Source organism: Streptomyces sp. NPDC006140 (genome assembly GCF_040628815.1).
In the GTDB taxonomy this organism is placed as follows: domain Bacteria; phylum Actinomycetota; class Actinomycetes; order Streptomycetales; family Streptomycetaceae; genus Streptomyces.
Window position 1 is genome coordinate 52,712 of the sequence record NZ_JBEXTS010000025.1, and the last position, 26,674, is coordinate 79,385.

The 26,674-nt window shown below is 70.1% G+C and carries 29 protein-coding genes and 2 pseudogenes; 10 read left to right on the forward strand and 21 right to left on the reverse strand.

Going from position 1 to position 26,674, the window contains the following annotated elements; all coding sequences use genetic code 11:
* Positions 1–46: 46 nt before the first annotated feature.
* From ABZ386_RS39470 to ABZ386_RS39505, 8 genes and pseudogenes are all read right to left on the reverse strand, one after another.
* Positions 47–676 (reverse strand): class I SAM-dependent methyltransferase, encoded by a 630-nt coding sequence (locus ABZ386_RS39470; protein ID WP_355721337.1) that lies wholly within the window; start codon positions 674–676, stop codon positions 47–49.
* Between the two features lie 436 nt (positions 677–1,112).
* A complete protein-coding gene (locus tag ABZ386_RS39475) occupies positions 1,113–1,898 on the reverse strand; it encodes a sulfite exporter TauE/SafE family protein (protein WP_355721334.1) in 786 nt (261 codons plus the stop codon).
* A gap of 273 nt (positions 1,899–2,171) precedes the next feature.
* Entirely contained in the window at positions 2,172–2,381 is a 210-nt protein-coding gene (locus tag ABZ386_RS39480) for a hypothetical protein (protein ID WP_355721331.1), read from the reverse strand.
* A complete protein-coding gene (locus ABZ386_RS39485) occupies positions 2,381–2,683 on the reverse strand; it encodes a hypothetical protein (protein ID WP_355721328.1) in 303 nt (100 codons plus the stop codon). Before ABZ386_RS39485 ends, ABZ386_RS39480 begins: the two co-directional genes overlap by 1 nt.
* 211 nt (positions 2,684–2,894) lie before the next feature.
* Positions 2,895–3,077 (reverse strand): annotated as a pseudogene (locus ABZ386_RS39490) (CrcB family protein); the annotation flags it as partial.
* Positions 3,078–3,100: 23 nt separating this feature from the next.
* On the reverse strand, positions 3,101–3,853 hold the full coding sequence (locus ABZ386_RS39495; protein WP_356505896.1) for an HAD-IC family P-type ATPase: 753 nt from the start codon (positions 3,851–3,853) through the stop codon (positions 3,101–3,103).
* Positions 3,843–4,022 (reverse strand): annotated as a pseudogene (locus ABZ386_RS39500) (HAD family hydrolase); the annotation flags it as partial. The pseudogene ABZ386_RS39500 and the gene ABZ386_RS39495, both read right to left, overlap by 11 nt.
* Before the next feature lie 41 nt (positions 4,023–4,063).
* Positions 4,064–5,095, reverse strand: a complete 1,032-nt coding sequence (locus ABZ386_RS39505) for an HAD-IC family P-type ATPase (protein ID WP_355718108.1) — start codon at positions 5,093–5,095, stop codon at positions 4,064–4,066.
* Positions 5,096–5,211: 116 nt separating this feature from the next.
* On the opposite strand from ABZ386_RS39505, the gene ABZ386_RS39510 reads away from it, so the two are divergent.
* Positions 5,212–5,685 carry a heavy metal-responsive transcriptional regulator gene (locus ABZ386_RS39510; protein WP_355718105.1) on the forward strand — a complete coding sequence of 158 codons (474 nt, stop codon included), beginning with the start codon at positions 5,212–5,214 and terminating at the stop codon, positions 5,683–5,685.
* Between the two features lie 23 nt (positions 5,686–5,708).
* Here ABZ386_RS39510 and ABZ386_RS39515 read toward each other — a convergent pair whose 3' ends face one another.
* Together ABZ386_RS39515 and ABZ386_RS39520 are read right to left on the reverse strand one after the other, a co-directional pair.
* Entirely contained in the window at positions 5,709–5,927 is a 219-nt protein-coding gene (locus ABZ386_RS39515; protein WP_355718102.1) for a hypothetical protein, read from the reverse strand.
* A gap of 756 nt (positions 5,928–6,683) precedes the next feature.
* Positions 6,684–7,073, reverse strand: a complete 390-nt coding sequence (locus ABZ386_RS39520) for a hypothetical protein (protein ID WP_355718099.1) — start codon at positions 7,071–7,073, stop codon at positions 6,684–6,686.
* Between the two features lie 92 nt (positions 7,074–7,165).
* On the opposite strand from ABZ386_RS39520, the gene ABZ386_RS39525 reads away from it, so the two are divergent.
* From ABZ386_RS39525 to ABZ386_RS39540, 4 genes are all read left to right on the forward strand, one after another.
* Positions 7,166–7,531 (forward strand): hypothetical protein, encoded by a 366-nt coding sequence (locus ABZ386_RS39525; protein ID WP_355718096.1) that lies wholly within the window; start codon positions 7,166–7,168, stop codon positions 7,529–7,531.
* 214 nt (positions 7,532–7,745) lie between these two features.
* Positions 7,746–8,504 carry a TnsA-like heteromeric transposase endonuclease subunit gene (locus ABZ386_RS39530; protein ID WP_355718093.1) on the forward strand — a complete coding sequence of 253 codons (759 nt, stop codon included), beginning with the start codon at positions 7,746–7,748 and terminating at the stop codon, positions 8,502–8,504.
* On the forward strand, positions 8,501–10,393 hold the full coding sequence (locus ABZ386_RS39535; RefSeq protein WP_355718090.1) for a Mu transposase C-terminal domain-containing protein: 1,893 nt from the start codon (positions 8,501–8,503) through the stop codon (positions 10,391–10,393). The genes ABZ386_RS39530 and ABZ386_RS39535 overlap by 4 nt, the downstream gene beginning before the upstream one ends.
* On the forward strand, positions 10,390–11,442 hold the full coding sequence (locus tag ABZ386_RS39540; protein WP_355718087.1) for a TniB family NTP-binding protein: 1,053 nt from the start codon (positions 10,390–10,392) through the stop codon (positions 11,440–11,442). The genes ABZ386_RS39535 and ABZ386_RS39540 overlap by 4 nt, the downstream gene beginning before the upstream one ends.
* An 865-nt stretch (positions 11,443–12,307) precedes the next feature.
* On the opposite strand, the gene ABZ386_RS39545 is transcribed toward ABZ386_RS39540, so the two are convergent.
* Positions 12,308–12,430, reverse strand: a complete 123-nt coding sequence (locus ABZ386_RS39545; protein ID WP_355718084.1) for a hypothetical protein — start codon at positions 12,428–12,430, stop codon at positions 12,308–12,310.
* A 168-nt stretch (positions 12,431–12,598) separates the two neighbouring features.
* Here ABZ386_RS39545 and ABZ386_RS39550 point away from each other — a divergent pair, with 168 nt between their 5' ends.
* The 5 genes from ABZ386_RS39550 to ABZ386_RS39570 all read left to right on the forward strand — a co-directional run bounded on the left by ABZ386_RS39550 (position 12,599) and on the right by ABZ386_RS39570 (position 17,271).
* Positions 12,599–15,160, forward strand: a complete 2,562-nt coding sequence (locus ABZ386_RS39550) for an AAA family ATPase (protein WP_355718081.1) — start codon at positions 12,599–12,601, stop codon at positions 15,158–15,160.
* Positions 15,161–15,407: 247 nt separating this feature from the next.
* Positions 15,408–15,761: a DUF317 domain-containing protein gene (locus tag ABZ386_RS39555; RefSeq protein ID WP_355718078.1), complete on the forward strand. Its 354-nt coding sequence runs from the start codon at positions 15,408–15,410 to the stop codon at positions 15,759–15,761.
* A gap of 104 nt (positions 15,762–15,865) precedes the next feature.
* Positions 15,866–16,156, forward strand: coding sequence for a hypothetical protein (locus ABZ386_RS39560; RefSeq protein ID WP_355718076.1), 291 nt, complete (start codon positions 15,866–15,868; stop codon positions 16,154–16,156).
* Positions 16,157–16,171: 15 nt separating this feature from the next.
* Positions 16,172–16,993 (forward strand): DUF317 domain-containing protein, encoded by an 822-nt coding sequence (locus ABZ386_RS39565; protein ID WP_355718073.1) that lies wholly within the window; start codon positions 16,172–16,174, stop codon positions 16,991–16,993.
* Positions 16,994–17,139: 146 nt separating this feature from the next.
* Positions 17,140–17,271 (forward strand): hypothetical protein, encoded by a 132-nt coding sequence (locus ABZ386_RS39570; protein ID WP_355718070.1) that lies wholly within the window; start codon positions 17,140–17,142, stop codon positions 17,269–17,271.
* Positions 17,272–17,601: 330 nt separating this feature from the next.
* On the opposite strand, the gene ABZ386_RS39575 is transcribed toward ABZ386_RS39570, so the two are convergent.
* The 10 genes from ABZ386_RS39575 to ABZ386_RS39620 form a co-directional block, all read right to left on the reverse strand.
* Positions 17,602–18,294 carry a hypothetical protein gene (locus ABZ386_RS39575; protein WP_355718067.1) on the reverse strand — a complete coding sequence of 231 codons (693 nt, stop codon included), beginning with the start codon at positions 18,292–18,294 and terminating at the stop codon, positions 17,602–17,604.
* A gap of 79 nt (positions 18,295–18,373) precedes the next feature.
* Entirely contained in the window at positions 18,374–18,817 is a 444-nt protein-coding gene (locus tag ABZ386_RS39580; protein WP_355718064.1) for a hypothetical protein, read from the reverse strand.
* A 441-nt stretch (positions 18,818–19,258) separates the two neighbouring features.
* Entirely contained in the window at positions 19,259–21,001 is a 1,743-nt protein-coding gene (locus ABZ386_RS39585; RefSeq protein ID WP_355718061.1) for a relaxase/mobilization nuclease domain-containing protein, read from the reverse strand.
* Positions 20,998–21,306 carry a mobilization protein gene (locus ABZ386_RS39590; protein WP_355718058.1) on the reverse strand — a complete coding sequence of 103 codons (309 nt, stop codon included), beginning with the start codon at positions 21,304–21,306 and terminating at the stop codon, positions 20,998–21,000. The genes ABZ386_RS39585 and ABZ386_RS39590 overlap by 4 nt, the downstream gene beginning before the upstream one ends.
* Before the next feature lie 314 nt (positions 21,307–21,620).
* Complete coding sequence (locus tag ABZ386_RS39595; RefSeq protein ID WP_355718055.1) at positions 21,621–21,857, reverse strand: hypothetical protein; 237 nt, start codon at positions 21,855–21,857, stop codon at positions 21,621–21,623.
* Between the two features lie 85 nt (positions 21,858–21,942).
* A complete protein-coding gene (locus ABZ386_RS39600) occupies positions 21,943–22,134 on the reverse strand; it encodes a hypothetical protein (RefSeq protein ID WP_030422103.1) in 192 nt (63 codons plus the stop codon).
* Positions 22,131–23,726 carry a hypothetical protein gene (locus ABZ386_RS39605; RefSeq protein WP_356505889.1) on the reverse strand — a complete coding sequence of 532 codons (1,596 nt, stop codon included), beginning with the start codon at positions 23,724–23,726 and terminating at the stop codon, positions 22,131–22,133. Before ABZ386_RS39605 ends, ABZ386_RS39600 begins: the two co-directional genes overlap by 4 nt.
* Positions 23,723–24,364 carry a WhiB family transcriptional regulator gene (locus ABZ386_RS39610; protein WP_355720387.1) on the reverse strand — a complete coding sequence of 214 codons (642 nt, stop codon included), beginning with the start codon at positions 24,362–24,364 and terminating at the stop codon, positions 23,723–23,725. The genes ABZ386_RS39605 and ABZ386_RS39610 overlap by 4 nt, the downstream gene beginning before the upstream one ends.
* A gap of 205 nt (positions 24,365–24,569) precedes the next feature.
* Positions 24,570–25,241, reverse strand: a complete 672-nt coding sequence (locus ABZ386_RS39615) for a hypothetical protein (protein ID WP_356505887.1) — start codon at positions 25,239–25,241, stop codon at positions 24,570–24,572.
* A gap of 2 nt (positions 25,242–25,243) precedes the next feature.
* Positions 25,244–26,143, reverse strand: coding sequence for a helix-turn-helix domain-containing protein (locus tag ABZ386_RS39620; RefSeq protein ID WP_355720381.1), 900 nt, complete (start codon positions 26,141–26,143; stop codon positions 25,244–25,246).
* Between the last annotated feature and the right edge of the window lie 531 nt (positions 26,144–26,674).

Below are 26,674 nucleotides of genomic sequence, written 5' to 3' on the forward strand. Positions count from 1 at the left end.
CACGTGGATGATCTACACCACCCCGACCTCGGCCACGGGCCACGTTCTACGGGCGGCGGGCCAGCAGGTGGGTGTCGAGGAAGCCCCGCTCAGACGCCGGGTCGTGGAGCAACCGAGCCACCGTGACGAGTCCGGCCCCGGCCAGCAACTCGGCAAACTGCTCCGCCGGCCAGCTATAGGCAGGCGCCACCTTGTGGTCGAAGCGGACAGGCTCCGGCCCTTCGGTTCCGAAGAAGGACGCCAGGAGCAGGCCCCCTGGTGCCAGGACACGCACCTGCTCAGCGAGTAGCGCGGGCAATTCTCCAGGTGGGGTATGGATCATCGAGTAGTGGGCCAGCACTCCGCCGAGCGCGCCGTCCTCGACCGGCAGGGCCTCCATTCGCGCTTCGTCGAACCGCAGCGCCGGATGGGCCCGCCGGGCGTGGGCGACCATAGCGGGGGAGAGGTCGAGCCCGAAGGCGTCCAGCCCCAAGTCGTGCAACATGGCCGTCAAATGGCCGGGTCCGCACCCGACGTCGGCTGCCCGCAAGTTCCCCGTCCCACGCACGAGCTCGGCGAAGGTGCCGATCATGTTCCGTGCGAACGGCTGCGTCTCCAACCGATTAGCGAACATCGACGCATAAAGGTCGACGACCCCGTCGTAGGCCGCCCTGGTCTCGTCCTGGTGTCTTAACACGGGAAGGAAGCTAACACCCGCGCCGTTCACAGCGGTTCTCCGGCCCCAGACCGGCCCCTTCCCCGCAGGACCACCTGACCACGGGACGCCCCGGTAGTTCGGAGAAGCCAGGTCGAATACCAGGTCGGTTCCCCTCTGGAGCCGGTCCAGGTCAATTTCTCCCGGCGGAATCCGACCCGCGCCACCGCCGGCCGCCGGCGATGAGCGTGCAGTGCTTGCAAGAACAGAGTTCCCTGTCAAGTCCTTGTGTTCAGCTCTGCGGGCTGGCTGAGTGTCTGCCTGGCCCTGCGGTCAGGGCGTCGGCAAGGGCGGTCTGAGTACAGCGACCTCTCGACCACCCAACGGCGGGGCAACGCGACGAAGCGGTATTTCCGCGTGGGTTCGTGGGACTGACGGGCTTCTCGCGTACACCTACCAACAGCACTTGACCCGGGGCTCAGCTCAGGGTCTGGGCGGCGTATAAGGTGCCGAGGGCTGCGGCGAGGGTGCCGAGCAGGAGCCGTAGGGCTCGTTCGGGCAGGCGGGGTTGAAGGCGGGCGCCGAGGTATCCGCCGATCAGTCCGCCGGTGCCGCAGGCGAGCCCGAGCCACCAGTCGGGGGCGACGTCTCCGGAGCTGACGAGCGACAACAGTGCGTAGGCGGCGGCGCCGACGACGGAGGTGGCGAAGGTGGCGGCGAGCGCGGCCGGGGCTACGCGTGTGACGGGCAGGCCGCGTCCGACGAGGATCGGGCCGAGGATGGAGCCGCCGCCGATGCCGTAGATGCCGCCGACCACTCCGACCGCCAGGGCGAGGCCCGTTAGCGTGAGAGGGGGCAACTCGCCTGCGGGTGGCGGCCGGTGGTGTGCCGGGGTGAGGGCGCGCAGGCACAGCCACAGGCCGAGCGGCAGCAGCAGGGTCGCGATCAGGAGCCGGAAGACGTCCGGGCCGGGGAGGGCGAAGATGCGGATGGCGGCACCGAGGACGACGCCGGGCAGCGTGCCCAGTACCAGGCGTCGAGCAAGGTCGCCGCGCAGGGCGCCGTCGTGGCGGTAGCGCCACAGGGCGACGGGTCCGGCGACGACGTTGAACAGCAGGTTGGTCGGCGTGACCGCCGGGTTGGGCACGCCGAAGACGCTCAGCTGGATGGGGAGGAGGAACACCGCGCCGGACACGCCGACCGGGGCGGTCACGGTCGCGATAAGCAGGCCAGCGGCCAGCCCGCCCGGCACTGTCCAGTCCACTCTTGCCCCCGCTTCCACTGGACTTTCGATCGCCCGGTCAGTATCAGCGCCCCGGAGGGCGGTAGAGGTGGCCTGCAACAAGATGTTCATGGAAGGGCGAGCGGGCCGGTGGGTATCGCACTTGCTTACAGCCCCGCCCGAGATCCGCTGGATCCGGCCGAGCAGGGCGGCGCGGGTTTCGATGACCGCGCCGGCCACGGCCTCGGTACGGTGATCGTCGTTGTTCTCGCCCCGTTCGGCACTCGAGCAAGGCGGCCCAGCTGGGGAGGGGGCCTATCCGCCACTGACGAGAAGGAGGAGCCCGGAGGCGACCAGGCCCGCTTCGACCAGGGTGACGAAGACGGGGACGGGGAGCCGGTCGACGATCTTTTTGCCTATCCAGGCGCCGGCGGTGGAGGCCGGGGCGAGTGTCAGTCCGGTGGCGAGGCTGGTGGTGGTCAGGACGGCGGCGGCGCCGAAGACGGCGAGTTTGACCAGGTGCATCACCACCGCGGCGCGGGCTTGGTGCCGATGTAGGCGCCGCGGACCAGGCCGCGGGCGAGGAAGAACGGGGCGACCATCGGCCCGACCGAGCCGACGAGGGCGGAGCCGAACCCGGAGGCGGCGCCGACGGCGGCGAAGGCGCGGTCGTCCAGGCGGGCGGCCTGTGGCTTCCATCTGCGCCAGGCGACCATGGCCAGCAGGAACACCCCGATGACGCGGGTCAGGGCGGGCAGGGGCGCGGTGGCGAACACCAGCGCGCCGGCTGCGGCGGCCGGGACGGCACGGAGGGCGAAGATGCCCACCAGGCGCTGGTCGATCTGGGTGCGGTTGAACCAGACGCGGCTGCCGTTGCCGGCCAGCTGGACACGGTCAGGATCGCCACCGCATCCCGCGGGCCGAAGACGGACACGAACATCGGCAGCAGCAGTACCCCGCTGCCGAACCCGGCCACGGCGGACAGCGCGGCGGTGCCGAACGCGGCCACGATCACCAGCGAGATCGTGGCTATCTCGCTCAGCCCCACACCGCCTCCGCTATCGCCGCGCCGACGAACACCGCACCCAGGCCGGCCACCACGCTGGCGACGACGTTGGCCGCGGCGAAGAACCGCGCCCCCGTTTCCGCCAGGCGCAGCGTCTCGTGGGAGAACGTCGAGTAGGTGGTCAGGGCCCCGCACAGTCCGGTGCCCAGCAGCACCGGCCGCCCTTGCCGGGCAGGTTTCAGGTCCTGCGGCTGCGCAGCAGACGTGCGGAGTTGGCGAGGATGCCCAGGTCGGGCAGGGACTGGGCGGCGGCTGCGAGCATCATCGGCAGGATGCCGAAGGCGGCGGCGGACAGGCCGATGGCGTTGTAGCCGGCGGTGAAGCCGATGTTGATGCGGATGGCGCGGGCGGTGCGGCGGGCGATCCGCACGGCATGGGGGACGAGGGTCCAGTCGTCGCGCATCAGGGCGATGTGGGCGGCTTCGATGGCGATGTCGCTGCCGGCGGCGCCCATGGCGATGCCGACGTCGGCCTGGGCCAAGGCGGGGGCGTCGTTGACGCCGTCGCCGACCATGACCACCCGGTGGCCCGCGCTCTGATACTCCCGCACGGCTGTGATCTTGTCCTCGGGCAGCAGGCCCGCGCGGAATGGGATGCCGAGTTCGCCGGCGAGTGCGGCGGCGGTGGCCTGGTGGTCGCCAGTGAGCAGCTCGACGCGGGCCAGGCCCAGCCACTTCAATTCGGCGAGGGCGGTGGGGATTTCCGGGCGCAGGGTGTCGGCGGCGGCGAGCACGCCGATGAGCTTGTCGTCGGCGGTGACGGCCAGCAGAGTCTTGCCCTGCTCGGTGAGTGCCAGGACCTGGGGGTGGGGGGGCGGCGTGGGGGACCCGGCCCAGGCCGCCCACGGCGATCCGGGTGCCGTCCACCGTGGCCTGTACGCCGCGGCCGGGGAGGGCCTCGAAGTCTTCCGGCTCGGCGAGGTCCAGGCCACGCCCGGTGGCGGCGGTGCGGACGGCCTGGGCAAGGGGGTGCTCGGAGTAGCGTTCCGTGCTCGCCGCCAGGTGCAGCAGCTCGTCCTCGGTGCGGCCGTCCAGGGAGACGGTGTCGGTGATCTGGGGGCGGCCCAGGGTGAGGGTGCCGGTCTTGTCGATCAGCAGCACGTCAGCCGTGGCGAGGGCTTCGAGGTAGCGGCCTCCCTTGATCAGCGGCCCTGGCCGGCGGCGGCGCCGACCGAGGCGAGCACGGCGACGGGGGTGGCCATGGCGAAGGAGCAGGAGCAGGCCACCACCAGCACCGCGGCGGTGGCCAGGGTGTCCCCGCTGAACGCGAAAGTCAGCGCGGCGACCGCGACGACGACCGGCAGATACCAGGCGGAGAAGCGGTCGGCGATCCGCTGGACGGGGGCGCGGTGGATCTCGGCCTGCTCCACCAGGGCGATCACCCGGCCGAAGGTGGTGTCCGCACCGGCCCCCGTCACCTGCACGCGCAGCGATCCCAGGCGGGCGAAGGAGGCGGCGTACACGGAAGTGCCGGGTCCGGCCTCCACCGGCATCGACTCGCCGGTGATGGCGGCCTGGTCCACCGTGGCCGCCCCGGCGGCCACGGTGCCGTCGACCGGGATCTGCTCGCCGGGACGGACGATGACGGTCTCCCCGATGCGCACCTGCTCGACGGGGATCTCGGTCTCGGTGCCGTCGCGCTCGACGCGGGCGGTGGTCGGGGCCAGAGCAGCCAGTTCCCGCACGGCCCTGCGGGCGCGTTCGGTGGTGAAGCGTTCGGCGTAGTTCGCGGTGTGCATGAACAGCACCACCACCGCCGCCACCGGCCACTCGCCCACCACCAGCGCCGCCGTGACGCCGACGGTCATCAGGGTCTGCGAGGTGACCTTGCGCCGCCACGCGGTCAGCGCCACGCCTTGGAAGATAGGGAACCCGCCGGCCAGCACCAGGATCAGGCCGAGCACGAACGGCACCCGGTCGGTGAGCTCCTCGAAGACGCCGAGCCACTCGCCGACCACGACCACGAGCAGCACCAGCCCGACGACCAGGCCGAACAGGGTCAGCACCGGCCGGGCGAAGCCGAACCGGCCCACCGGCGCGGAGGCGGCCGGGGCGGCGCACGCGTCGTCGCAGCCGCACGTGTCAGCAACCGGCACGTCGGCCGCGAGCGGCAGAAGCTGCTGGTTGCGGTCCGGCGGTGCGGCCGCCGTGTTCGGTGCGGTCGAGCGGTCCATGGCACATCTCCCCAGTGCGCGGGGCGCGGGCAGGCCCGCCCGCTGTCCTCCACCCGTACGCTAGAATTTGGAGCCGACTCCAGAATCAAGCCCGAACGCGGACGAAGGGCAGTGACGTGACGCACACCAGCAGCCAACCGCCGACCACCGCCCCGACGGGCCCGGTGTGGACGATCACCCAGCTGGCCCGGCAGGTCGGCCTGACCCCCGACACCCTGCGCTACTACGAGCGCATCGACCTGCTGCCCGCCCCGGCCCGCACCAGCGGATCCCACCGCCGCTACGGCCCCGACGCCCTGGACCGACTGCACTTCATCCAGGGCTCCCAGCGGCTCGGGCTGAAGCTGGACGAGATCCGCGACCTGCTGGCCGTCCGCGACACCGGCGCCTGCCCGTGCGAGCCCGCCGCGGGACTGCTGCGCCGCCACATCGCCGAGGTCGACGCCGAGATGACGCGGCTGGCGAAACTGCGCGCCGAACTCGTCGCGATGGCCGACGCCCTGCCCGCCGAAGACTGCCCCGATCCCGCGCCCGGCACGTGGCGCCCCGCCGAGCCGGCCACCGACCTCACGTTCTGCGAGCGGACCTGACCGGCCTTACCACCGCTGCCGGCCTAGCGGCGCGCGAGGGCCAGCAGGCCGCCCAGCGCCAGGACCATCCAGGCCGTCAGGTAGGCGAAGGCGGCGGTCGGTGACACCACCGTCCACAGAACGCCGGCAATGATCGAGGCTGCGAGGTTGCCCAGGGACGGGTCTTCGACTTCGCTGCGATGGCCGTACCCGGGCCGATGCGCCGCTTTGCCATCCAACCCAGTCGTCGCGGTATGCGCCAATGAAGACCCGTAACACGGTTGATCCCTCGGTGTCCCTGCAAGGACACCGAGGCCATGCCGACGCGCGTGAGCTGCGCACTCTCAGATGGGAGAGTTGTTCACATGAAAGAGGTGCGCTGCGAGCGATGCGACAACATCATCGGCCTGGGGTGCCCCTGCCCTCCTGATGGCAGCGTGCCCAAGGCGTACCCGGAGACAGGACGTGTTCGGCAGGAGTGGCGGCGGTTCCCCGGCAACGCCATCTTGATCAAACAGAGTGGTAAGGCGCACGTTCCGGGCGCCTGCGATCACATGACAGAAGACGAGGTGCGGCCCCCGAAGTGGGGTTGGATTCTCGATCCGTCCCCCGGAGATTGGGACCGTATCAGCGAAGGCAGTCCAGCCGTTGCCACTGGGGGGAACGCGCAGCTGCGGGCGACGAGCCGGTGCATGACGTGCATGGGGACTCTCGGCAGCTGATGATCTGCGGGGCTTGCTGTGCTGTGGGGTAGCTGCCCAGAGGGCCGATGGCTTGCCGTCGGCCCTCCTTCGTTTCGTGGTTCTGGGCACGCCGGATGCGGCGCGACTCGGTTCGACAGCAAAACGACTGGGTTCGTGTAGGATCTCGCAGCTCGCGTGATGCAGCGCATCGTGCCCTGCGGTTTCGCCCGAGTCTCGCGCCGTGTCCCGGCCCGCCAGTCTCAGGATCGTGTCGGAATCCTCGGACCGGCGCTCGCCTGAGCGACGATCTATCCGCGCCCTGACCGGCGGCCAGGCTCAAGTGCTGCCGTCGAGATGCGAGCGAGCCGCTTGAACGAAGTCTGTTCGCACTTCGTGGAAACGCTGCCACCGCCCGTGGGGGGAGCGCTCCACAGCCTCGCTTAGCGACAGCTGGTGTGCGTAAGTGAAAACGAGGGCCGTGGTGTCAGAGGCAGATAGCAAGTCCAAGGCGAGGATCTGGAGGCCGAGGCGCTGTCCGTACTCCGTGCTGCCCGGGTCGTCGGATTCCATTCCCCGCAGCTCGCGTAGAGAACTGAGAACCGCCGCGATCGGCCGATGCTGATCGGAGTAAACTTCGCGCTGCTCACGCTGCCCGGCTTCTTCGAGTACTCTCATCGCTCGTGCGGCGGTGAGTGCCTGCTCCAGCTCGAAGATCGTCTGGACCATGGCGCCCTGCAAGGCGTAGCCCTTAGAGACGATCTGCTCAGGTCCTTCGAGCTCGATCTTGCGATATGCGTCGGTTGCGCCACAGGCCGAGAATGAGCCGCTTTGAGTCCCAGCTCGGCCTCCGGCAAATCTTCGTCAGCGAGATGTCCTGCTACCTCTCCGGCAGCCAGCCTGAACTCATCCACGGCGCCGAGATATTCGACCCAGACGTCGCGCCTTACGGTCCGACGCCACTGTGCATTTTGGTCTCGTCCCTGAGTCTTGACCGCTTCGATGGCTGCGTTCGCCTGCTCCTGCATGCCGCGTGCCTGCCAGCGGGCCCCAAACAGGCCAAGCGCCACGCCTGCCACCGCGATCAGCGCCGCGAGTACGGCAGCTGCCCCCTCATCCATCCCGGCATTGTTTCACGCCGAAGATCACGCCAAGGGGAACCCGGCCGCGCCGACTGGCGGCTGTGAATGCGACGGGGTAGCCGGCCAGTCGCAGCCAACTGGCCACTGAGCGGCCACGGTTCGTGAAATTCGGCCACGGGGCCTGAGATCCCACAGTTCGATGTCAACGGACAGTTCGTGTCCTTTGTCATCCAATCGAGGCGTTTGACAACGAACTCAGTCGTTTCGGCTTTTCTGACAGTGAATCTAGTCGGAGGGGTGATCACGCTGGGGGTGTCGAATGTCGGTATCGACAGGGGCAGAGAGCACTGCCCCGTACGTCGAGGTGTCGTGTCGTGTGGGCGACAAGCGCGGGAATAAGCGGCGTCGTCCGTTGCTGGACTGCGCGACGGCCAGGTTCGAAGACGCGGTGCCTGTCCGGCCGCTTCGGTGGTCGTGGGGTGGACGCAATTTCCCCGGGTGGTACTGGGCGGCGACTACAGGGCAGCACGTCGGTTTCGAGTCGTGGTTGGAGCGGGACCGGCTGGTGCTCATGGACTTCGATCCAACTGTGGTGGGGATGGCGTCCCAGCCGTTCTGGCTGCACTGGCACGACGGGGAACGTGAGCGTCGGCATGCCCCGGACTTCTTCGTGCGTCGGGCCGATGGCTCGGCGGTGGTCGTCGATGTCCGTGCCGACGACTGGATCGCTCCGCGGGATGCCGAAGCGTTCGAATTGACGCGCAGGGCCTGCGCGGAAGTTGGGTGGTGGTTCGAGCGGGTGGGGACGCCGGAGGCAGTGCTACTGGCGAATGCCCGGTGGCTGTCGCGCTACCGGCACCCCCGCTGCCGACGGGAGCCGGTCGCAGCTCGGCTGCTGGAGGTCTTCTCGCAGCCGGGGCCGCTGATGGCCGGGGCTGATGCGGCTGGCGACCGGCTCGAGACGCTGCCTGTGTTGTTCCACCTCTTGTGGAAGCACGAGTTGTCGGCCGAGCAGATGGACATCGAACTGCTCGGTCCGCGCACGGTCGTGCACCGGGCCGGCGGGAGTACCGGATGACGAGCGAGGAGCGTCGGGTCCCGCCGACTGCGCGGATCGCGGAGTTCCCTAAGAAAGCTGCTGAACAGGCCCGTTGGTGGGAAGGACACATCCTGGAGGTGCTGCACGGATTGCCGCCGGATGCTCCCCACGGGGCAGTGCCGCGACCGGAGTTCGACCCTCGGCAGCGTTGCCTGGCCGAGCGGGAGCGGGCCAAGGCCGCCGAGCTGACAGCGGCGGGCCATCGGATGACGGCCAGTGGAATCAAGCAGCGGCGCCAGCGTTATCAGCGCGACGGGCTGGTGGGGCTGGCGGATGGTCGGTCGGCCAAGAAACTGCCGGACTTCGGCCAGATTTCCCCGTTGGTGGTCGAGGCAATGAGGCAGGCGATCGCCGAGACGACCGATGCCTCATCGAGGACGGTCCGTTTCACCATCTGGCGGACGAAGGAGATCCTGGAGTCCCGCGAGGACGCTGAGAGCATCGAACTGCCTACGGAGCGCACGCTTTATCGGCTGTTCGACAAGTTGGCGGTCGGCACACACGCGACCGGTTCGGCGAGGACACGCCGCTCGTTGCAGGCGCGTCCGGCCGGTCCGTTCGGGGAGGTCCCGGCTGTCGCGCCGGGCGAGCTGATGCAGATCGACTCAACTCCGTTGGACGTTTTGGTACGGCTGGATGACGGCATCGCGGAGAAGGTCGAGTTGACCGCGCTGGTCGACATCGCGTCCAGGTCGATCACGGCGGCAGTGCTGCGTCCGACGACGAAGGCGGCCGACGCCTCCGCCCTCCTGGCCCGCAGCATCACACCGGAGACGATGCGGCCGGGCTGGCCACAGGCGCTGTGGATGTCCCGGTCGGTCCTGCCGCACCGGCGGCTGCTGGCCCTGGACGAGCGGCTGGAGCAGGCGGCGGCGCGACCGGTGATCGTTCCGGAGACGATCGTCTGCGATCACGGCAAGGTGTTCATCTCACACAACTTCCGTGCCTCCTGCCGCTTCTTGGGCGTCTCGCTGCAGCCGACGCACAAGGCGTCGCCCTTTGAGAAGGGCGTGATCGAGAAGACGCTGGGATCGGTGGCGACGCTGTTCGCGCAGTTCGTCGCGGGGTACACCGGCCGCTCGGTGGAGCGCCGTGGCCGGCATGTGGAAGACGGGCCGTTGTGGTCCTTGCCCGAACTGCAGGATCTGCTGGACGAGTGGATTGTCACGGTCTGGCAGAACCGGCCGCACGACGCGCTGCGCGATCCCAGCACGCCGAAGCGGGCGTTCTCGCCGAACGAGAAGTACGCGATGCTGCTGGAGTCGTGCGGCTACGTTCCGGCCCCGTTGAGCGGTGAGGACTATGTCGAGTTGCTGCCGGAGCGGTGGCACGCGATCAACGCCTACGGCATCCGGATCAAACACCGCACCTACGACAGTCCGGAGTTGAGCCCACTGCGTCGTCAGCACTCCGGGGTCGCGGAGAGGAAGGGCTTATGGGAGGTCCACTACGACCCCTACGACGTCTCCCGGATCTGGGTACGCGACCGCCGCGGCGAGAGAGACCGGTGGATCACCGTCTTCTGGCGGCACCTACACCGCGTCGGCGTCCCGTTCGGCGAGATGGCCTGGGACCACGCCCGCCAGCAGGTTCCGAACGACAGCGAAATCCAGATCGCTGAAGCGACAGCAGCCCTGCTCAAGCGCGCCCACAACGGCCCTGCCGACGAGGACCGCCCTCCGACCAAACGATCAAGGAAGGATCGCCGGGTCGCAGCCCGCACCCGAGCGACCGCCCCGAGCCGGGAGGTCCCTGACCCACCGGCCGAGAGCGAGCCCATGGACAAGGACACGGCGGACTCCGCGCTTGCAGAGGTCATCCCGCTGGGTCTGTTTGACCCGCTGGCCGATCCTTGGAGGCGCACGTGACCATCTCCAAACCGGCGGCCCGACACACCGTGCTGCACGAGACCGACACCGAGGCCGACCGGCAGCTGAACACGTTGACTGGATGGCGCAGGTTCATCGACGGCCCACCCACTCCCCCGGTCTTGGCGTCGCGCAGTGCCTGGCAGCAGATGAACCCAGCCAAGCGGGATCTCTATGACGAGTCCCGCCTTGACCATCACGCTCGGATGCTCACCGTCGCCACCTCGTTCGTCGAGCGCACGGCGATCTGCGGCCGTCGTCTGGTGCTGCTGAACCGGCACGCGATCAGCGCCCGCCGCGGGCTGATCGTTTCCGGCCCGGCGGGAACCGGAAAGACCATCGCCATCACGCAGTTGGGGCGCTCCCATGAACTCCTGGACCGGGCCCGGCACCCCCATGCCACAGACCGGATTCCGGTCATCTATGTCACCATCCCGCCCGCCGCGACCGCCCGCATGATCGCGTCCGAGTTCGCACGCTTCCTCGGCCTGCCGGTGCGGGCCCGCTCGAACATGACGGACATCATCGAGGCTGCCGTCGGTGTCTGCACCGACACCCGCACCGCTCTGGTGCTGGTCGACGAACTCCACAACATCTCACTCACCAGCCGCCACGGCGCCGAAGTCGCCGACACCCTCAAGTACTTCTCCGAACGCCTGCCCGCCACCTTCGTCTATGCCGGCATCGACATCGACGAATCCGGGCTGCTGTCCGGGACACGCGGCGCCCAGATCGCCGGCCGCTTCACCCTGATCCCCTCCCGCCCCTTCCCCTACAACAGCGAATGGAAGGGCCTGGTCGCCACCATGGAAGACACCCTGCGGCTGCACGAACACCGCTCCGGCACGCTCACCGACCTGGACCGCTTCCTGCACAACCACACCGGCGGCATGATCGGATCTCTCTCCCACGCCATCCGCGGAGCCGCCCTCGACGCCATCCTCACCGGCACCGAGAAGATCACCAAGAAGAGCCTCCAGGCCATTCCGCTCGACCACACCGCCCACACCACGGCGTCCATGGCCACGAAGACCGCTACGTCCCGATGAACAGCGAACTGCCGCCCCGGTTCGCGCCGCTGCCGGTCCGACTCCGCCCCTGCCTCGGAGAATCCACCAACTCCTACATCCGGCGCCTGGCCCGCGCCAACCACCTCCAGCCCAGCTTCCTGCACTGCTATCTCTGCGGCCCACCGCAGTGGTTCGGCAGGCCCCTCCTCGAACACCTCGCCACCACCGCCGGCCACTCGCCCGAAGTACTCGAACGGGCTCTCGCCGACGCCAACTCCCTGGGCGGCACAAACAGACCACGCCGACGCCTCCCCAGCAGGAATCCCTTCGCCGGACGCCAGGACCTTGCCCACCGCATCGCCCAAGAGGCCCTCAAGGGGACGCAGATCCGCACGCTCGCAAAGCGCCACAACCTCCGCTGCTGGGACGTCCGCTTTGCCCTGGAGGTCCCACGCCTGACCACCGCAGAGACGAGTCCGCTGACCGACCCCATCACCGGGGAACTCGCCGACCTGGTCGAGGGCATGATCGGCAGAGAGCTCAACGGAAGGCAGATCTGGACAGAACTCATGGACCACCACGACTACTTGGTCACATACGACAGCATCCGTCACTACATTCGATACACACGATCCCGAACAGCGTCAGCACGAGCAGAATCGGTGACATCCAAGTTAGTCGTCCCAGGTCAGGGGCTGCACACGACTAACTTCGATTGTAGGGTCTCAGCGGCTGCTGCACATGGCGCTGATCTGAGCTGGGCAGTCTCACGGCGACACGTTTATGTCGGCCGGGGTGAGTCTCAGACGGGCTGCATTTCCGCATCGCTCAATCCTCTCGGCACCCGAACGCCTCGGGGGAGGGGATTTCCGTGGCGCTTGAGGATGCAGTTCGGGCCGCCGGGTTATGAGGACAGTTGGTCCAGGATCCAGGCGGTGAGGGCGCGGGCCGTCCCGGAGAGGACGCTACCGAGGACGGTGCAGATGATGGCCAGTCGTTCGCGGCGGGTGAGGCTGCGGGTGGGCATGCGGTGCCTCCACGGATGCGTGGGGTGGGTAGTGGACAGCCGGCCGGCTTGGCTTTCCACTCTCACGGCCTCGCCGAAGATCATGCTGAGTTGCGACAGTCCTCAACCTGCCCATGGGCTCATCCTGTTCAGATCACTTGCTGACCCAAGTGAGGTGATGATGGTGCGATGAGTGGCGACAAGGGGGGCGGTGTCCGGCGGCCGCGGCCGCTGGCGCGGGCCGTGGTGGGGCCGGGCCCGCTGCGGGAGCTGAAGGACCTGCTGTACGAGGTCTACACCGCGGCCGGTGCCCCGAGCCTGAACCAGATCGCCGCAGACATCGGCGAAGACGACACCCTGGCCGGGGCACCAGAACGGGACTCAATCCGACGCTGCATCAGCGACTCGGGCGTGCCCGCGCAACAGGCCGACGTCGTCGCAGTCGCGATGGTGCTGGCCCGCCGGGCAAGGTGGAACGCCGACGACCTTGCCTCCCGAGTGACCGACCTGTGGGTCAAGGCACGCCTCGTGGCTCCGCCGGGAAAGCCGCTGACGGAGGTGACCGACCCCTTCGCTCTCGAAGTGCATCAGGCGATCACCCTCGACCTGCCCGGCAGCGCCCGGGACCTGCCGGTCCTGCCGGTGTACGTGAAGAGAGGCCACGACGCACGGCTGCGTACGCTAGCCGAGGAGGTCGCCGATGGGGCGAGCCGGCTGGTCGTACTGACCGGCGGGTCGTCCACAGGCAAGACCCGCGCCTGCTGGGAAGTTCTGCACCACCTGCCCAACGGGTGGCGGCTGTGGCACCCGTACGACCCCACCCGCCCCGAGGCCGCCCTCGCAGTCATCGAGCAGCTCGCGCCGCGCACCGTGGTCTGGCTCAACGAAGCCCAGCACTACCTGCTCACCGCCTCTGACCTAGGGGAGCGCCTTGCGGCCAAGCTCCGCAGCCTGCTGACCGACACGGGCCGGGCCCCAGTTCTAGTGCTGGCAACTATGTGGCCCGAATACTGGAACACCCTCACCACCGCGCCGGACCCCGGCTCCGTGGATCCGCACGCCCAGGCCCGCGCCCAGCTGACCGACCACGATCTGCCCATCCCACCAGTCTTCTCTGACACTGACCTGCGCTCCCTGGCCGAACACGCGAAAGGCGACCCGCGTCTGGCATACGCCGCGCACCACGCCGACGCTGGCGCCATCACCCAGTACCTCGCTGGCGCCCCCGCCCTTCTGCAGCGCTACCACACCGCAAGCCCCGGCGCGCGTGCCCTAATCGAGGCCGCCATGGATGTCCGCCGCCTCGGCCACAACCCCTCCCTAACCCTGGCCCTGCTTGAAGCTGCCGCGTCGGGCTACCACAGCGATGACCAGTGGGATCTCCTGGGCGAGGACTGGCTCGAACAAGCCCTGGCCTACACCGCGAAGCCCATACGCGGTGCCCGCGGACCCATCACCCGCATCCGCCCCCGCCCCGGACAACCCGCTCCCGCCCAACCCCACTACCGTCTCGCCGACTACCTCGAACAACACGGACGGCGCCGCACCACCCGCACGACTAAAGCCCTGTGGGACGCCCTGATCGACCACGCCCCCGCCACCGACCGCCTCACCCTCGCCCAAGCCGCGCAAAGCCGCGGCCTCTACCGCATCGCCATTGATTTATGCGCCGATGCCGGCGATGCCGCTCTTTTGATGTGGGCTGCAGACCAGCTGGCGGACGCTGATCGGTTGGACGAGGCGCTGTCCTGGTATGAGCGTGCGGCTGACGCCGGCGACACCACCTGTCTGCGGCAGGCAGCCAAGCGGCTGGCGGCCGCCGGCCGGTTGGACGAAGCACTGCCTTGGTACGAGCGTGCCGGAGACACCACCGCCCTACGGTCGGCGGCGCATCAGTTGGCGGTCGCTGACCGGTGGGAGGAGGCGCTGGGCTGGTGGCAGCGTGCCGCCGACGCCGGCGATACCGAAGCCCTGCAGCTAGCCGCCGAGCTAATGGCTGCCTCTGGTCGGTTGGACAAGGCACTGTCTTGGTATGAGCGTGCCGCCGAAGCCGGCCACACCGAAGCCCCGGGGTGGGCTGCGGACCGGCTGGCGGCCGCAGACCGGTTGGACGAAGCACTGACCTGGTACGAGCGTGCCGCCGAAGCCGGCCACACCACCTGCCTGCGGCGGGCGGCCGAGCGGCTGACGGAGGCGGACCGGTTGGACGAAGCACTGACCTGGTACGAGCATGCGGTCGAGGCAGGCCACACGGACGCCCCGGGGTGGGCCGCGGTCCGACTGACGGAGGCCGGGCGGCGGGACGAGGCACAGCACTGGTGGCAGCGTGCGGTCGAGGCGGGCCTCACCGAAGCCGCGGGGTGGGCCGCTGAGCGGCTGGCGGAGGCGGACCGGTTGGACGAAGCACTGACCTGGTACGAGCGTGCCGGAGACTCCATCGCCTTACAGTCGGCGGCGCATTGGTTGGCGGACGCCGCGCGACTGGACGAGGCGCTGCCCTGGTGGCAGCGTGCCGCCGACGCCGGCGACATCGATGCCCTACAGCGGGCGGCGGAATGGTTGGTGGCCGTCGGGCGGTTTGACGAAGCGCTCGCCTGGTACGACCGTGCCGCCGACGCCGGCTGCGCCACTGCCCTGCAGGCAGCAGCCGACCAGTTGGCGGAGAGCGGACAGTCCGCCGCGGCGAAGAACCTCCGGCGATACGGACGGGAGCCGAATCAGCTGATCGCGGCCCCCTGGAACGCGGGCTGACACCCGCCTTGAGCCAACAGACCGGGTGAGCGCGCTGAGCTGTGGGTCTCACGAACGCTGCATAAGTGCAGTCCATATGCAGATGGTGCTGAGACTGTGCAGCGGAAGGTGAGACCCTACATCGATGTCAAAGGACAGTTCGCCGGGGGCAGACAGGAAAGATCGCGGAAAGACTGGCCAACGGGCGCGAGGGCATGTCAACGTAGACGACCTTGCAAGAAACCCCAGGTCAGAGAGGTGATTGCCCGTGACCGTAGCTCCTGCGGGCCCCGGTTTCTCCACCACCGTCGAAGCCCTGCGACCGCGGGAGTGGCAGCTCGGCCCCGGTCAGCCGACCCTGGTCATGGACCAGTTTTCCGCCGAGGACTTCCACCTGATCGTCGATGATCGCGCGGACGTGCACGTCAGCTCCAAGGACGGCCGGTTCTACCTCGGCTGGTTTCCGCTCGGCCGCCCCGGCACGGATAGCGAGGGATGGAAGATCGCTGTCACCGGAACCGCCAAAGTCCGCGGCTACCAACTGTCGTTCGACACCGAGACGCCGGCCGAAATCGTCGCCGCCACCGTAGCGAGTGTGCTGGAGACCTCACGCCGCCTTTGACAGCGCGGACACCGACACGTGGTGACCGCCCTGTGAGCGCTGGCCGTACCGAAGGCCGGCCCGTTCCACTGCCCCCGTTTCCCCCGAACCCCAGGAGGCTATCTGTGACGTCCCCGGAGATGACCGTCGGTGGTCTCATCGATCTGCTGTCCGCCTGCGACCGGAGTGCTCCGGTCCGTCAGGCCATGAATCCCTTCGCCCCGATGGCGCACCGCTTGGCGCAGGTCCTGCAGTCGGTCGACGAGACCGGCCAGACCGTCGTCTACCTCGCCGAAGGACCGGACCCGGACGCACAGCTCGGTCACCTTCCGCCGGAGGTCGCCATCGAGCTGACGTGGCAGGGCCCCGTCCAGGCGCCCCCGCGCCGCCCCCGCCGCCGCGCCGGCGGCAACTAGACCCGCACCGAGCCCTTGGAGGCGTCCCTGTACCCCGACTTCCCGCCCGACTCGTCCGCCCCGCGTGGCGGACAGCCCGCGTTTTGGGTCGGCCCCCGGCACCTGGCCGGTGACGATGGGCGCCTCTACGACGTCGTCGCCGACGCGCTTGCCGGCCTGGGTTGGACGAGCCTGACGATCGTCCGCGGACGGCACGAGCCGGACGAGGCGCCGGAGGACCGCCAGGTCCTGCGCAGCACCGCCCTGCACATCAGCCCCGATGCCTTGCGCTGGGCCCAGTGGGGCCTGGCGGACGAGCCGTTCCACCTGGGCGAGCTGCCGATCGCCTGGCAGATTTCCGCCCGAGCCGAGGCGAGCAGCCCGCTCGCTCAGTGGTCGGCCTACTTCACCCGTGACGTCCCCGGCGAGGCGGTGGTCGACTTCCTCATCGCGCTCGACGCTAGCGACCAGCCTGCCGTGCCGCTCGCCGGATCCGAGCTGGTCCTTGACGCTGTCGCCGCCCACGGATGGTTCCGCGACATCGACCAACCCGAGGCGGCGGCGACGGACCCGACGTTCACCTCGCACATCAGCCTCGGCGAGGTCCCGCCCCTCATCCAGGACGCCGACCCGCGGGCCCTGTTCGCCGAGGACGACGAGACGGGACCGGCCGGATGGCAGGCGTGGGCCGAGCCCGCGCTCGGCGCACCGTGTCTGTGGGCGGCATCGTTCGCCGCCAGTGTCCCGCACGATCTCGTCGCCGCCTTCGCCGCCTCCCTCAGCTCGACCGCACCGGTCCTGCGGCGGGTACTGCCCGAGGCCACCCAGGAGCGCCTCCTGCGCGCGCCGGCCATCTAACGTCCCGCGCACAACTCTCGACGATCGCAGTCCGGCATCCTCCCAGTTGGGGGGGGCCGGACTTTCTTGCTTCTCGGGTGAAGTGGCCCGGTCTTCGATGCCAGGAAGAATTGCCGCCCGTTGATGGAACGACGTAGGAGGCGGCGATGCACCCCAGCCCCGGCGCCTGCATGGTCATCGCTCTCATCGTCGCCGTGACGATCGCGTTGACGGCCCGTCCACGCCGCAAGCGCACGGCTGCCCTCGCGGCGCAGTGGCAGGCATTTCAGCAGCATTGAAGCTCCGGGCAGGGGCAACTCCTCCAGGTGACGCGGGTCTACCAGCACGGCCGCCGTGGCTCCAAAGCTGTCGTGACCTGGTGCGACACCGGGCGGCAGCAAGACGCCTGGTTCTGGAACTGGCAAGTGCCGCCGGCGCGTACCTGCTCGTGAACGCCTCCAGCGGCTACGGGCCGCACAGTCACCACCCGATGTGCTCTGCGTCCAGCCCGGCCAGGTCCGAGCCTGGGTTCAGGCCAAGCCGCTCGCGCCGCTCAACGCGTCAGCCAGTAACGCACTGCTGCCCCCGACCTGCGGTGGTCGGAGGCAGCAGCGTGACGTGCACGCAGGTCAGCTCGTTGCCGTGGCCTTGTCGAGGGCCTTGTCGAGGTGGCGGTCGACGAGGGCCGGGGAGCCGGAGAAGACCAGCAGCAGGTTGCCGTCGCGGATCGCGGTCTGCTTGACCACGGTGCTCCGTCCCCCGGCGATGAACGTCAGGAGCTGGCTCCACTGCTCGTCACCGCTGGCGTGGGGTGCGGGCAGCTTCTGCGAGGTCACGTCGACCGGGGTGCCGCCCGCGACGACCTGATAGGTCGGGCAGCCGGTCATGGCGTCGAAGATCCGGTGGATGCCGTCGGAGAGCTTCTTCACGCTATCGCTGTACAGCTCCTCGGAGATCTCCGAGGAGCTGCCGCCGTAGGTGAAGTCCGCCTTCGCCTTGTGCGGGAAGGCGAGCGTGCCGCCAGTCGCCGCATCGCCGCCCAGCTCGCTCAGGGCGGGGCAGTCGATGACGGTGACGTCGTCGTGCTGGGCCGGACGCTCCGGCTTGGGAAGGTAGCCGCTGCCGAGGTCGTGCGGGTCGAGCAGGCGGGACTCGAGCGCGGCCGAGGAGAGCGCGGCCGGCTTCTGGACGGCGTCGGCCGGCTTTCCGGTGCGGGAGGAGGGGGTCTGGTGCTTGGATCCGGTGGTGTCGGTGGAGCAGGCGGGCACGGCGAGGAGGGCGGCGGTGATGCCGAGTACGGTGGTGGCGACGCGAACGCGCATGACGGAACTGACCCCTTGGTGCTAGGCGACGGGTGGTCAGTGCGGGCCCGCGGGCCCGGTGGGGTCGTAGGAGTGGTGGTCAGTGCCCGAGGTGGCGCAGGCAGTCCTCGAACGTGGCGTGCGTCGCGTCCGCTGGCCCGGAGTGCCGGTTGTACCAGGCGGTATCGATGCGGGACTCCTGCTGCTGGTGTCCGGCCCTGCAGCGCAGCCAGATCTCACCGCGGGTGGAGAGGATGAGCCAGTCCCGGTATGCGCCGCACTCGGTGCAGGCGGCCATCTCGCCGTCGAGGACGAGGGGCTGCTTCCACGGCATCATCTTGCCTTCGACCTGGTCGTGGCTCGGCACCCGCAGTTCCGGCGGGAGGAAGTCGTCCACGATGGCGGCTGGCTCGGCGGACTCCGGCTCAGGCGCCGGCACTCCGAAGCCGGGCGGGACTTGGCCCTGCAGCTGCACGTACAACTCGGCGAACTGCCTCTGAGCTTCGCTCGGCTCCTTGGCCCTGCGGCGTATCCGGTGAAACACCTTGGCGTCCTCCTCTACCTCAGCACCTCGTCCTGCGCGTTTCATGATCGTGCCCCACGCCCCCGGCGGTTTCAATTCACAAAGTCCACAGTCACCTCCGGCCAGGTCAGCAGAGGTCTTCGGCTTCTCGGCTGCCCAGATGACGAGTTGGCCACGATGCGTGTCTCCATGCGCCGGGGTGGCCATGCCAGGGTGTGCCCGATCACACGCCATCGTCTCCCTCGACCGCTCAACTTCGCGACGTCTACTGGCTCGACTCGCACCACCTGCGCCACGCCCGTCCGTCCTGCGGGTGCACGGATGCCGACAGCCCCCACATCGGACCTGGTCGCCACCGAGGTTCGATGTGGCGCACGACCATGCTCTGGATTGCGGGCGAAGCGGTGGCACTGCCCCTTTTCTCGCTGATGCACTGAGTCCGAGTGCAGGCAACCGGCGGGCTCACCGGGTCTTACGTGATGTGTCCTCTCCGCTGAGCTGCCTGCCGGGCGCGGAGGGCCTGGTGGTCGTCCCGCGCGTTGCGGACTGGCGCCCTGCGGTGCTGGTCTCGGACTGGTGGGAGGCGTCGGCGGGTAGATCGGCGGTCCGCCGCATTCGCCACACGAGCACGTCGCTGACGGAGTCCGCGGTGCCGAGTTCGCGGCGGCCGGCAACGTCGGACAGAAGGACGGCCGCGTCGTGGCCGGCGGCTTCGGCTTCCGCGATGGTCGCCGCCAGGGCGTACCAGCCGGGTTCGGCGAGGATCTGCTCGGCCAGCTCCGGCAGCGCCTCGCGCAGCAGCGCGGTCTGCCGCTGGAGCATCGGTCGGCTCAGGCGTCGGCCGCGCTGATAGAGCACGCCTCGGGGCTGGGCGGCAGCGGCCTGGTAGGCGGTGCGCAGGTGCGCGGCGGCCCGGGTAGCGGCCTCGGCCTGCTGGGCGTGCCCCTTCCTGGCGTGCCAATGCGCGGCGGCGGTGATGAGGAAGAACAGCATGTCGATGGCCATGGCCGTGGTGGCTCCGTCCTCGCCGCGGCCGAGGGCCGGGCCGCCTTGGACGAGGTCGCGGGCGGCCTGCTGCAGGGCTCGATCGTGCCCGCGCACGGCGCGGACGTGAGAGCGCGAGGCCCGTTCGAAAGCCGTTGCAGCGTCGCGCAGTTCGCGGCGAGTGTGGGCGGCGGAGGTCTTCGCGAGGGCATCCAGGACCTCGCCAGCCGCTGCGATGTGGGCGGCGACGACCGCGTCCTCGCCGTGCTCGACGACGAGCACGGCCTGCCACACGGCCGAGGCCGTCCCGCGGCGTGCGGCGGCCGGACTGCCCGGCCCCGTACGGATCACACCCTCCCGCCGGGCAGCCGGAACGTCCTGCGCGTCACCGGCCCAGCGCTCGCGGATGCGGGGCAGCGACAGGTCGGGGGCCAGACGTGCGCCGGGGTAGAACACCGGCTCGCCGTCCTTGTTCAGGTCATCGGGCAGGGCGACCTTGTATCCGAGGAGGTCGCCAGAGGGAGCGGCGCGCTTGCGGATCAGGAGGCCGGCGGCGATGAGCCGGCCGAAGAACTCCTCGTCGCTCCTCGCTCCGGCCACCGCCCGTCGTACGGTTTCGCGCAGTTCCTCGCGGGCGGTGCGCTCGCGACCCTGCCGCTCGGCTTTGTGGCGTTCGGCGCTGGTGGGCCGTTGGGCTGCGGTGCCGTCGCCGGGTGCGACCTGGTGGAGGCCGAGTTCCTTCTCGATGAGCCGGGCTTCTGCCTGGGCGCGGGCGCCGGAGCGGAAGTCGTCGGGGCGGTGGCCGTCCTCGGTGACGAGGGTGGCGACGATGTGGATGTGGTCATCGGCGTGGCGTACGGCTGCCCAGCGGCAGCCGGGCTGTCCGTCGCCGGGGTCGATGCCGGTGGCGGCGACGATGCGGCGGGCGATGTCGGCCCACTCCTCGTCGGACAGAATCCGGTCGCCGGGGTCGGCGCGTACGGAGGTGTGCCACACGTGCTTGGCCGGGCGGGCGTGCTTGGCGAGGGCCATCACGGGCTGGTCCAGGAGCTGCTGGAGGTCTGTGAGGGTGGCGCTCGGGTCGCGGCCGGGGTCGGGGGACATGCCGTCGAAGGAGGCGACGAGATGGGGGTCGGTGTGATCCTCGTACTTGCCGGTCTCGTAGAGGTAGTAGAGGAGACCTCTGGTGTCCGACCCGGACGGGTTGACGCTGGGGATCACGAGCCGTGGTGCTCGATCAGCCGTGTGGCGGCTTCGTGGGCGGTGTCGGCGGCACGCCGTACGGCGGCGACGGCCGCTTCGAGCTGAGGAACGTCTGCACCGGAGTTGAGCACCTTGACTGCCTGGTTGAGATTGCTGCCGGCCCAGCCCAGCCGACGTCGGCTGTCGAACAGGGCTGTGATGACTTCGCGTTCGTCGGCGATCTCGGCACTGGTGCGGTTGAGGTCGCGGGCGGCGGCGAGCGCGGAGCGGGCGAGGAACCCGGCGACGGACAGATTGCACTGGGCGGCGGCGGACTTGACCACGGCGAACTCATCATCATTGAAACGTGTGTTGGGCTGGTGGAGGCGCTTCTTCTCGGGCGACTGGCGCGGGCGCTGGCGGGCGCGAGGAGCGCGCTGTCGGCGTACACGCGGTTCAGTCTGCTTCTCCTCCTGCCCTGGCTTTGATCCGCCCCCGGTCGAAGCCTCAAGGACCTGCGCCCCCCGGTGCAGGTCCTCTCCCGCCCCCGAGGGGGCGGGTTCGGCGGAAGCTACGCTTCCGCCCCAACTTGCTCGCCGCGAGACCGAGTTGGAGTCGGGATCAGGTTCTGGGGTGGTGCCGTTCTTGCGTGCGTTCGTCATCGGGATTCGGGCCTCGTAGAGCGGGTGCGATGCTGGATGGTTGCGGCCAGCGCGAGGACACCGGCTGGGCTGGCAAGGACGCGGACCGGCCCGTCGGGGCGGTCCTGGACGAGCCACTGCCCGGTCGGCGTGAGGACGACGGCGTGTAGGAGTTGCTGGCGGACCAGGACGTCCGCCCAGGCATCGGCCTCGGCGACGGTGGGCTCGGAAGAACGAGGGGGACGCGGAATCACGGCGTACCTCCTAAGCGGGGCGGTGGCCCGGCACGGAGCCGGGCCACGTTTGCGGGTACGGGCTTTGAACTGGGGTTTTGCCGGTTCAGCCGCACTCGGGGCAGCGTCCGACGTGGCTGTTGAGCGCGCGAGCCATCCGCTGTTTCGCCGAGGCGGCTTGCTTCGCGCTGGACTTCGCCGCCGGCCTGCCCGCGTGCCGCTCGGAGTGAGCGAGCATGAACCCGATCTCTCGCTCGTACTCCGCGCGGACGGTGTTGAACTGGTGGCAGGTCTTCATCGGGCGGCGCTCCTCGTCGTCGTGATGTCCTCGTTCCGCAGCTCCTGGAGGACGAGGCCGAGTCGGTCGTTACCGACACCCGTCAGGCCCTGGCGGCGGATGATTTCGCGCAGCTGCACCCGGGTGATCGCTCCGTTGCCGTCCCGTTCGAGCAGGGCGGGAACATGGGGGCGCACTTCGTGGACAAGCTGGCGCTCGGACTCGTCCAGCTCGCGTGCCGGGCGCTCCGTCTGCGGAGAGCGGGACCGGGAACGCTTGTCCTTGTTCTTCGTCCGGGACTTCCTGGCCGGCTTCCGGCGGAGTGGGACCTTGTGTCCTCGGTCCTGGGTGGTCTCGGTCCCGGACTCGGTGGCGGTCGGTCCTCGGTCCTCGGTGCTCTCGGTCCCCGACTTCGCGAGGCTCGGTCCCAGATGAGAATCTGGGTCCTGAGCTGCCACTTCTCGCGTGTTGCGGTCGGTCCTCGTGGCCGCTGTGTCCCGCGCTGCGGCTTCTGGATCGGCGGGTTCGGTCCCCGGGACCGCGCCGTCTTCCGGGGGCTTGGTTCCCGCGGTCGTTCCCGTTTCGTCGCCCTCGGCCCCCGCGCCGACCTTGGCTTCCGGGTCCGCCTCCTCGGGGACCGGTCCCCGAGGAGTCCTCGGTCCTCGGTCCGGGACCGGCTCGTCGGAGCCGTCGGGACCGGGGACGGGGACCGGCACATTCGATGTCGGCTGTGCGGGGACCGTGGTCGCCGATGCGCTGCTGTGCGCAGGGGACCAGGGAGAAGGGAGCGGGACCGTGGCGAGCGCGAGCGCGTGTCGCCGGGCGGCGAGCTGGTCGAGCAGCTGTGCCCGCTGGAGGGGGTCGGTGCCGACCGAGGCCCTGCCGACCGCCTTCGACAGGCGTCGCGTCAGCCGCTGGCCTCGACGGTTCCGCTGCTGCTCGGGTGTGCGCTCGGCGAGGCGGGCGGCGAGGGTGACCGCACGGGCGGTGGCTCGGTCCCGGGTGATCTGCGCAGCGTCGCGGTCTCGCGCGGCGATGCCCAGGCGGGACAGCAGCCGCTCGCGTGCCTCCCGGCCCAGGACGGCGATCAGTCCGTTCGAGGCGGCGCCGGGTGTGCGCAGGCGCAGTTCGATGCCCATGGCCAGGTGCCACAGCATCGCCGCCATGACGGGTCCGACGAAGGCGCGGACCGTGCCGCCGATGGGGCCGCTCTCTGCGTAGGCGGGGATCACCTGCACCGTGGTGATCACCCAGACCAGCGTGCCCGGCAGGCCGGGGGCGCCCTGGACGGCGAGGTTCTGCCGTGCCATCAGCGCGGTGGCGAACAGTGCGAGTTCGGCGGCGGCGAACATGCCGGCGCGCTCGGCGGTGCCGGCCATGTCGAGGTAGTCGGCCGCGAACCGCCACGAGGTGTCGGCGCTGTAGGCGGTGCAGCCCAGGGCAGCGACGGCGGCGACCTTGACCGCCGGGCCGCCGGGCCGTTTCTGCGCGCGGGTTCCCCGGCGCCGGATAGTCCAGGCGGTTAGCACGAGCGCGAGGGCGGCGGGCACGACGGCGGCGAGGAGGAGAGGGAGGTCCGAAGTAGCACCGAAGGCGAAGACAGGGTGGGTCATGCTGCCTTTCCGAGAGGGGCGTGCGCCGGGGTCGACGTTGCCGGGCGGCCTGCCGGCTGCTGAGTGCCGGGAGCTGCGGGCCCGGGGGTGCCCTTGGCCTTGGAGGGCTTCTTCCGCTTCTTCTTGGAGCGGGGCACGCCGTAATTGCGGTCGCGGTCGAGGACCTTGTTGGCCGCTTGCCGGAGCAGGTCGCGGGCGTGCTTGTGGCTGATCTGCAGGGCGGCGGCAAGCCGGTCGGGCCGCCAGCCCCGGACGTAGGCGTGGTCGATGACAACCTGCCGCTCGGCCTCGGTCAGGTGCACGTCGCGTCCCTGGAAGAAGGCCGTCACGCGCCGGTAGTCCAGGCGCCGGTGCAGTCCGTCGTGCAGCGGGCGCCGCTCGGCTTCGGTGAGCCCGCCCCAGACGCCCTCCTTGAGGACGTTCTCCAGAGCGAAGTCCAGGCACTCGCGGCGTACGGGGCACCAACCGCACAGCTCCTTCGCCTCCGCGATCTCCTCGTGGTCCCGGGGCCCGGGGAAGAACACGGCGTCGGCGTCCTCGACGTCCATGCCGTGGCACGCTCCGCGGACGTGCCAGCTGGCGTCTCCGATGCCGCGCAGGCCGGTGGCCGGCGCGTCGTGGGTAGTGATGTGGCGCAAGGCGAGTCTCCGATGTGCTGCCGCGCCGGCCGGCTAGGGCGGTGCTTGGCGGGTGCGGCGTTGGGTGCCAGCTGCGGCGCAGGGCGTGCGACGCAGCCGGTGCGGGACGGTGATGTTGCGGCGGTGCAGCGGACGGAATGCACGCGCCGGAGGCGCCGGATCAGGCCAAGGCGGGCTGCTGGGCCTGCTCGGTGCGCTGTGCCTGCTATGCGGCGGCGAGGTCGAGACGGCCGGGGTGCGGAGTGGCGCGCGGGGCGGTTCCGCGGGCTCCGCCATCGGGGCCGATCCTCCGGCGGCGGCACGGCTCGCCGGGCTGGGCCAGGCACCACGCGCACCGCACGCGCAGGGCATCGGGCAGCCCCTGCGCGACAGCGGCCTCACGGACTGCGCGGGCGGGCCGGTAGGGCGCGAGGGCTGCTCGGGCGGCGGGCGGTATGCAGGAGCCGATCTCCCGCAACCGCGCCTCCAGCTTCGGGTCGACTCCGTCGCGACCGCTGGTGATCGCCCGGGCCTGCGCGGGCTGCGCGGTACCGGCGGCGACGGCGCGGCGGGTGCCGACCAGCTCGGCGGTCCAGGCGGCCTGGTCGTCCGGGTCGACGGACGGTGTCGGGTCGGAGTGCCTCGCCAGGCGGTCGCGCCGGTAGCTCTCCCAGGGACGGGCCAGGTCCGCGGGCAGGATCTGGTACGGCGAGGTGCGGATGTGCTGGCGGGCGGCGACGCGGACGTCCCAGCCGTGCGGGGTGGCCATCGGCACGTCGCCGAGCAGCTCGTGCCACTGGGCGAGCTGGTCGCGGGCCTCGCCTTGGTCGGTGCGGATGGTGCGGGGGTCGAGTCGGCCGATGTAGGCCAGCAGGGCTGCGATTTCGCGGCGGTCCACGGTCAGCCCTCCGTTCCGGTCGGCTCGTCGAGGGCGGCAAGCAGGGCGGCGGTGTGTGCCTCCGTCCGTGTCATGCCCCCCGGTACGGCGGTGCTCTTGCCGGGCCGGGCGTAGAGATTCGGTCGGCTGGGAGCGTGCTCCCGGGCGACCCAGGAGCGCCAGTCGGCAGCCCAGGCTTCCGCCGCCCTCGGAGCATGGACCGCCCGGTGTGCACGCCACTTCGCGTCGGCGGCCCGCAGGCCCTGCTCGCCGAGGCGATCGAGGTGTCCCTGCTGGCGGGCCCAGGTGTGGGTGGCGGAGTCGACCTGCCACTCGGCAGCCGGGAGGACGGCAGCACCACTACTGCTGTACCTCCGGTTCAAATCAGGTTCACTACGGTTCTGTGTGCCGGTAGCCGGTACGTCGCTGTGCCGGTGGCCGGTACGTCGCTGTGCCGGTTTCCGCCTCGACCTGCCGGTTTCCGGTACTGCCGGATTCCGGACCCTCGCGGGGGATTCCGGCACCTCACGCGGGCGGATTCCGTACCGCCGCAGAGCCGAGAGCCGAAGCTTCGCGGGGCCCGCGGGCTCGTCTGCTGCTGCTGTGTCGCTGTCTTCCTGCTCCTGCTGCTCGCGCTGGGCCAGGGCGACCACTTCGGCGGCGAGAGGCATGCGGTAGACCGTGCTGCGCTGCGGGCCTACGAGGTCATCGAGCTGTTCCAGCTCGCCGGCCAGGAGCAGGCGCTCGACGGCTTCGCGCACCGTGGAAACCGAGGCGCGGGTGCGCTTGGCCAGGCTGGACAGCGAGGCCCAGGAGATGCACTGCTCGTCGGCCACCCGGTCGGCGATCGAAAGCAGGACCAGGCGCGCGGCCCCTCGGCTGGAGCTGTGCTCCCACACCCACTCGCGGGCTTCGCTGCTCATCGGCCGCTCCAGACGAGCGGGCGGGTCCGGCTGCTCGCCGGGGCCACGGTGGTGCGGTCCGGCTCGGGGCACTGAGGCGCCGAGGCGGTGGTGGCTGCCACGCAGGCCAGGCGGAAGGGCCTTTTGCGCAGGGCAGGAGGCATGCGATACTCCCCTTTGCAGTGTTGCCACGCTGACGCGCCCCTCGGAAGGACTCAGCGTGGTGATGGTGGGCAATCTCCGCCCTTGCCGGGGCGGGTATGCCGCTTAGCGTTCGGCGTCCGTGAGTTACCGCTCTCGGGCGCCGTCGCTGTTTGCGGACCTTCGCGGTCCGGTCGGTGCTCGCGGTCTCCTCACGTTCGTCGCCGCAGGCGGGCTGCCCGGGGACGACGAACATACGCACGGACCGGTGTCAAGATCCAGACTTGGTTCTTAAACTCTGTACTGGTTGCAGAGAGTCGCCGAACGGTCGTGTGCCGCAGCCGTCCGCACAGGGCCTGGCGGGGTCCGTCCTCGCGTCGAAGCGCACCGTTGCCGCGGTTGCCCCGTATG